Annotated in this window: 7 protein-coding genes; 6 read left to right on the top strand and 1 reads right to left on the bottom strand. The window is 65.4% G+C overall.

The annotated features are described in order from the left end of the window. Positions 1 to 91: 91 nt before the first annotated feature. The 5 genes from IV091_RS13455 to IV091_RS13435 are packed head-to-tail and all read left to right on the top strand — an operon-like array spanning position 92 to position 3,805. The gene (locus IV091_RS13455; RefSeq protein WP_293469554.1) at positions 92 to 667 is read left to right on the top strand and encodes a chalcone isomerase family protein; all 576 of its coding nucleotides are present in this window, start codon (positions 92 to 94) and stop codon (positions 665 to 667) included. 2 nt (positions 668 to 669) lie between these two features. Next, positions 670 to 1,968, top strand: a complete 1,299-nt coding sequence (locus tag IV091_RS13450) for an MFS transporter (RefSeq protein ID WP_293469556.1) — start codon at positions 670 to 672, stop codon at positions 1,966 to 1,968. Next, the gene (locus IV091_RS13445) at positions 1,965 to 2,534 is read left to right on the top strand and encodes a DUF3833 domain-containing protein (protein WP_293469552.1); all 570 of its coding nucleotides are present in this window, start codon (positions 1,965 to 1,967) and stop codon (positions 2,532 to 2,534) included. The genes IV091_RS13450 and IV091_RS13445 overlap by 4 nt, the downstream gene beginning before the upstream one ends. Before the next feature lie 33 nt (positions 2,535 to 2,567). Then, complete coding sequence (locus tag IV091_RS13440) at positions 2,568 to 3,338, top strand: SDR family NAD(P)-dependent oxidoreductase (protein WP_293469550.1); 771 nt, start codon at positions 2,568 to 2,570, stop codon at positions 3,336 to 3,338. Between the two features lie 11 nt (positions 3,339 to 3,349). Then, positions 3,350 to 3,805, top strand: coding sequence for a nuclear transport factor 2 family protein (locus IV091_RS13435; protein WP_293469548.1), 456 nt, complete (start codon positions 3,350 to 3,352; stop codon positions 3,803 to 3,805). Between the two features lie 75 nt (positions 3,806 to 3,880). Here IV091_RS13435 and IV091_RS13430 read toward each other — a convergent pair whose 3' ends face one another. Continuing rightward, entirely contained in the window at positions 3,881 to 4,495 is a 615-nt protein-coding gene (locus IV091_RS13430) for a glutathione S-transferase N-terminal domain-containing protein (RefSeq protein ID WP_293469546.1), read from the bottom strand. A gap of 126 nt (positions 4,496 to 4,621) precedes the next feature. Here IV091_RS13430 and IV091_RS13425 point away from each other — a divergent pair. After that, the coding region (locus IV091_RS13425; RefSeq protein ID WP_293469544.1) for a lyase family protein at positions 4,622 to 5,420 on the top strand (799 nt) is incomplete at its 3' end.

The following is a 5,420-nucleotide window of genomic DNA, read 5'->3' as shown; positions in this document are numbered from 1 at the left end:
ACAAAAGGTTTATCCGCATATGGGAGTTCTACATGGCTTACTGCGAAGCGGCTTTCACGCAGGCCAACACCAGCGTCATGCAGTTCACGCTGTGCAAACGCCCGGACGCACGCTGAAGCGGCTGCTGCTGGCCGCTGCTGCCAGCCTGCTGTGGGCGGGCGCCGCGCTGGCGCAATCGCAATCGCCCGCAGCGACCGCGCAGGAAGTTGCAAGCGCCCTGCCGCAGGGCCAACTGATCGGCCAGGGACGGCTCACGGTCTGGGGTTTTCAGGTCTACGACGCGCGCCTGTGGGCGGCCACCGGCTTTGGCGCGGGCGGCTACGCCAGCCAGCCCATGGCGCTGGAACTGGCTTACCTGCGCGCCTTTGACGCGGTCGAGGTGGCCAAGCGCTCGCTGCAGGAAATGCGCCGCAGCGCCGCCATCAGCGAGGCGCAGGCGGCGCAGTGGACCACCGAACTGCTGCGCGTGATTCCGGATGTCCGCAAGGGCGACCGCATCACCGGCGTGCACCGGCCCGGCGTGGGCGCGGCCTTCTGGGTCAACGGCCGGGCCAGCGGCGAGATCCGGGACGCCGAATTCGCCCGCCTGTTTTTTGGCATCTGGCTGTCCCCCAACACCTCCGAGCCCCAGTTGCGTCAGGCGCTGCTGGCCGGAGCCGGCGAGTGACGCTGACGCCGAGCGGCCGCGCAGACCCGGCCGCCCTCACCCCGCGCCAGGGCCTGGCCTATGGCCTGCTCGGCCTGCCGCTGGCCTTTGTGGCCTTGCCGCTCTACGTGATTTTGCCCAACCACTATGCCCGCGCGTTTGGCGTGCCGCTGGCAGCGCTGGGCGCACTGCTGCTGGCCGCCCGGCTGTTTGATGCGCTGATTGACCCGCTGCTGGGCCGCCTGATTGACCGGCTGTTTGCGCGCTCGGCCCGCGCCGTGCTGGCGCTGGGCGGCGTGGCCGCGCTGGTGCTGGCGCTCGGGTTCACGCTGCTGTTTTTTCCGCCCGCCAGCGTGCAGGCAGCACCCGACGCGCTGCTGGCCTGGGCCGGCGCCATGCTGGTGCTGACCTATGCCGCCTACAGCGCGCTCAGCGTGTCGCACCAGTCCTGGGGCGCGATGCTGGGCGGCAACGAGGCGCAGCGCAGCCGCATCGTGGCCTGGCGCGAGGGGCTGGGCCTGGTGGGCGTGGTGCTGGCCTCCATCACGCCGGTGGCGCTGGGCTTGCCGGCCACGACGGCCATTTTCTACATTGCACTGGCGGCGGGCGGGCTGGCCTGGGCGCGCGCCGTGCGGCCGCAGGCGCGCCACGCAGGCCGGCCCGCCGCCCCCGGCGCGCTCTGGCTGCCGTTCAAGTCGCCCGCATTTCGCCGCTTGCTGGCGGTGTTCATGCTCAACGGCATTGCCAGCGCGGTGCCGGCCACGCTGGTGCTGTTTTTCATCCAGGACCGGCTGCAGGCCCCGCAAGCCATGGAGCCGCTGTTTCTGGGCAGCTACTTTTTAAGCGCCGCGCTGTCGATTCCGCTCTGGCTGGCTGCCGTGCGGCGCATCGGGCTGGCGCGCACCTGGCTGGCCGGCATGGCGCTGGCGATTGCCGTGTTTGCCTGGGCCACGCAACTGGGCGCCGGGCAGACGCTGGAATTTGCCGTGGTCTGCGCGCTCTCGGGCCTGGCGCTGGGCACCGACCTGGCCCTGCCCGGCGCGCTGCTGACGGGCGTGATCCAGGCCAACGGCCACGCCAACCAAGCCGAAGGCGCTTACTTTGGCTGGTGGAACTTTGCTACCAAGCTCAACCTGGCGCTGGCTGCGGGGCTGGCGCTGCCGCTGCTCGGGCTGTTTGGCTATGCGCCCGGCGTGCGCGATGCCGGCGCGCTGAACGCGCTGGTGGTGGCGTACTGCGTGCTGCCCTGCCTGCTCAAGCTGGCGGCTGCCGCCGGCGTTTACTTTTTTGTTATCCAGAAATCGCAAGGGTTTTCAGCATGATCCGATTTTCACCCCGCCTCTCCGGCCTCACCCGCTTCGCTTCCACGCTGGCGCTGTCTGCCGCCCTGCTGGCAGGCTGCGCCGGCCCGCAAGTGGCCAACTACGCCGCCGAGCAGCCGGTGCTTGACTTGCGCCAGTACTTCAACGGCACGCTCGACGCCTACGGCCTGTTCACCGACCGTTCGGGCAAGGTCGTCAAGCGCTTTACCGTCGTCATGACGTGCAGCTGGAGCGGCCCGCCGGGCATGGAGACCGGCGTGCTCGACGAAGCCTTCACCTACTCGGACGGCACGCTGGAGCGCCGCGTCTGGACGCTGCAGCGCCAGCCTGACGGCCGGTACACCGGCACCGCTGGCGACGTGCTGGGAACGGCCGAGGGCCAGGAAAAAGGCAACGCCTTTCGCTGGGGCTACACGCTGAAACTGCCGGTCGACGGCCGCGTGATCGAGGTGCAGTTTGACGACTGGATGTACCTGATGAGCGACAAGGTGATGCTGAACAAGGCCGAGATGCGCAAGTTCGGCTTCAAGCTGGGCGAGGTCACGCTGTCCTTCGTCAAGCGCTGAAAATTCATCCACCAAGCCCACCAAGCCTGTTCAATGCCACTTAATCCCCCCCTCACCGACTGGCGCGGAAAGACCGTGTGGCTGGTCGGCGCCTCCAGCGGCATTGGCCAGGCCACCGCGCACGCGCTGCACGCGCAAGGCGCTACCGTCTACCTGTCGGCGCGCAATGCCCAGGCGCTGGCGGCATTTACGGCCACGCACCCCGGCGCCCGGGCGCTGCCGCTGGATGTGACCGACCATGCTGCGCTGCAGGCGGCGGCCAGCACCATTGCCGCAAGCGGCCCGCTGGACCTGGTGCTGTACTGCGCCGGCTTTTACAAGGAGCAGCGCGCCACCGGCTACCAGCTGGCCGACATGCTCAAGCACAGCGAGGTCAACTACATTGGCGCGCTGCAGGTGCTGGACGTGGTGCTGCCGGGTTTTCTGGCGCGCCGGGCCGGCCACATCAGCCTGATCAGCAGCGTGGCGGGCTACTGCGGCCTGCCCAAAAGCCTGGCCTACGGGCCGACCAAGGCGGCCCTGATCAACCTGGCTGAAACGCTGTACCTGGACCTGAAAGACAGCGGCATCGGTGTCAGCCTGATCTGCCCGGGCTTTGTGGAAACACCGCTCACCGCACAAAACCAGTTCAGCATGCCCGGGCTGATCACGTCCGGGGAGGCGGCGGCCCAGATCATGGCGGGCTGGCGCACGGGACGATTTGACATCCATTTCCCCAAACGCTTCACCGTCTGGATGAAGGCCTTGCGGCTGCTACCCTACGGCCTGTATTTCACCGTGGTCCGAAAATTCACCGCACTCTGAGCCCCAAGCCCATGCATCCAACCCTGCCCACGCCGCCCAACCATGCCGCAGCGGCACGCGTGGTGGACTTTTTTGAAACCCTGAGCCCGGCCAGCCTGGCCAGGCTTGATGCGTTTTACACGCCAGACGCCTACTTTAAAGACCCGTTCAACGAAGTACGCGGCCTGGCGGCGGTGCGGGGAATTTTCAGCCACATGTATGACGCGCTGGAGCAGCCGCGCTTTGTGGTGACCGGCCGCATCGTCGATGGCGACCAGTGCTTTTTGACCTGGAACTTTGAATTTCGCTTCAAGCGCTTTGACACGGCCCGCCTGCAAACCGTGCGCGGCGGCTCGCACCTGAAGTTCACGGCCGACGGCCTGATTGATTTTCACCGCGACTACTGGGATGCCGCAGAAGAGCTGTATGAAAAGCTGCCCGTGGTGGGCGGCCTGATGCGCTGGCTGAAAAAACGCGCCAACCAGTGAATCCGGAAACGCTACTTTTTATATAGCACATTACACCCGTTTCTGCTGGGCAAAAGGCGGTTTTTACCCTGAAGATCAGGCTGGCTCGGTGTCCAGGAAGCTCGGGCGCAGCATCAGTTTTTCCTGCAGCTTGGCCAGATTGGGATGGACCTGGCGCCAGGCGATCCCGGAAAAGCGCAAGTCCAGGTAGGCCAGCGCACAACCCACGGCCACATCCGACAGACTCAGGTGAATGCCGCTGCAAAAAGCCTTGTCGCCCAGGCTGGTGCTCATGGCTTTGAGCGTGGTGTCGATTTTGCCCATCTGCCGCTCTATCCAGGCGTCGCTGCGCTGCGCGTCGCTGCGGCCCGGCCAGGTCGCTTCGAGCCGCGCCAGAATGGCGGCGTCCATCAGGCCATCGGCCAGCGCTTCCCAGGTCTTGACTTCGGCCCGCTCACGTCCCTGTCCGGGAATCAGCTTGCCCACGGGCGACAGGGTGTCCAGGTATTCCACGATCACGCGCGAATCAAACAAGGCATCGCCGCCCTCCATGACCAGGCAAGGCACTTTGCCCAGCGGATTGGAAGCGGCAATGGTGGTGTCTGCCGCCCAGACATCTTCCACTACCAACTGGTAGTCGAGCTTTTTTTCAGCCATCACGATGCGTACTTTGCGTACGTAGGGGCTTGTGGCGGATCCGATAAGTTTCATGGTGCGTGTGCGATCGTGGTCCGGAGGGGGAACCGATATTCTATCGACTGGACAGCCCCGCCTGGCTGACATGGCGCAAGACGCCTGTACTTTCACGGCGCTAACGCCCGGCCTACAATTGCACGCATGAGCTTTTCCACTATCAATGCACTGTCTCCGCTGGACGGCCGCTACGCCAGCAAACTCAACCAACTGCGCCCCCTGATGTCCGAGCAGGGCTATATGCACCGCCGGGTTCAGGTCGAAATCGCCTGGTTCATATCCCTGTCCGATGCCAAGTTCGCCGAATTCAAGCCCCTCAGCCCGGGTGCGCGCACCTACCTGCTGGGCCTGATCAAGAACTTCTCCGAGGCCGATGCCAGCGCCATCAAGGAGATTGAAAAAACCACCAACCACGACGTGAAAGCCGTGGAGTACTGGATCAAATCCAAATTCGAGGCCAGGCCGGAGCTGCAAAGCGCCAGCGAATTTGTCCACTTTGCCTGCACCAGCGAAGACATCAACAACACCAGCCACGCGCTGCAGCTGCGCGCCGGGCGCGACCTGGTGGTGCTGCCGGGGCTGGACCGCATCGTGCTGAAACTGCGCGAAATGGCCCACAACTTTGCAGCCGTGCCCATGCTCAGCCGCACCCACGGCCAAACCGCCAGCCCGACCACCGTGGGCAAGGAAATCGCCAACGTGGTCGTGCGCCTGCAAGCCGCCTGCGACCGCATCGCGGCCGTCAAAATCATGGCCAAAATGAACGGCGCGGTGGGCAACTACAACGCCCACCTGTCGGCCTGGCCCGACTTTGACTGGGAAGCCTTCAGCAAAAAGGTCGTGGAAACGCCCGAACCGCTGGGCCTGGGCCTGACGTTTCAACCCTACAGCATCCAGATCGAGCCGCACGACTACATGGCCGAGCTGTTCGACGCCGTGGCGC

Source organism: Polaromonas sp., assembly GCF_018780625.1.
GTDB lineage: Bacteria > Pseudomonadota > Gammaproteobacteria > Burkholderiales > Burkholderiaceae_C > Polaromonas.
The sequence above is the reverse complement of the archived record's forward strand: the minus strand, read 5'-3'. Positions and strand labels throughout refer to the sequence as shown.

Excerpts from the sequence above, each read along its gene's own strand:
- IV091_RS13445 (WP_293469552.1), top strand. The coding sequence starts at position 1,965 with ATGATCCGATTTTCACCCCGCCTCTCCGGCCTCACCCGCTTCGCTTCC.
- IV091_RS13435 (WP_293469548.1), top strand. The coding sequence starts at position 3,350 with ATGCATCCAACCCTGCCCACGCCGCCCAACCATGCCGCAGCGGCACGC.
- IV091_RS13440 (WP_293469550.1), top strand. The coding sequence starts at position 2,568 with ATGCCACTTAATCCCCCCCTCACCGACTGGCGCGGAAAGACCGTGTGG.
- IV091_RS13430 (WP_293469546.1), bottom strand. The coding sequence starts at position 4,495 with ATGAAACTTATCGGATCCGCCACAAGCCCCTACGTACGCAAAGTACGC.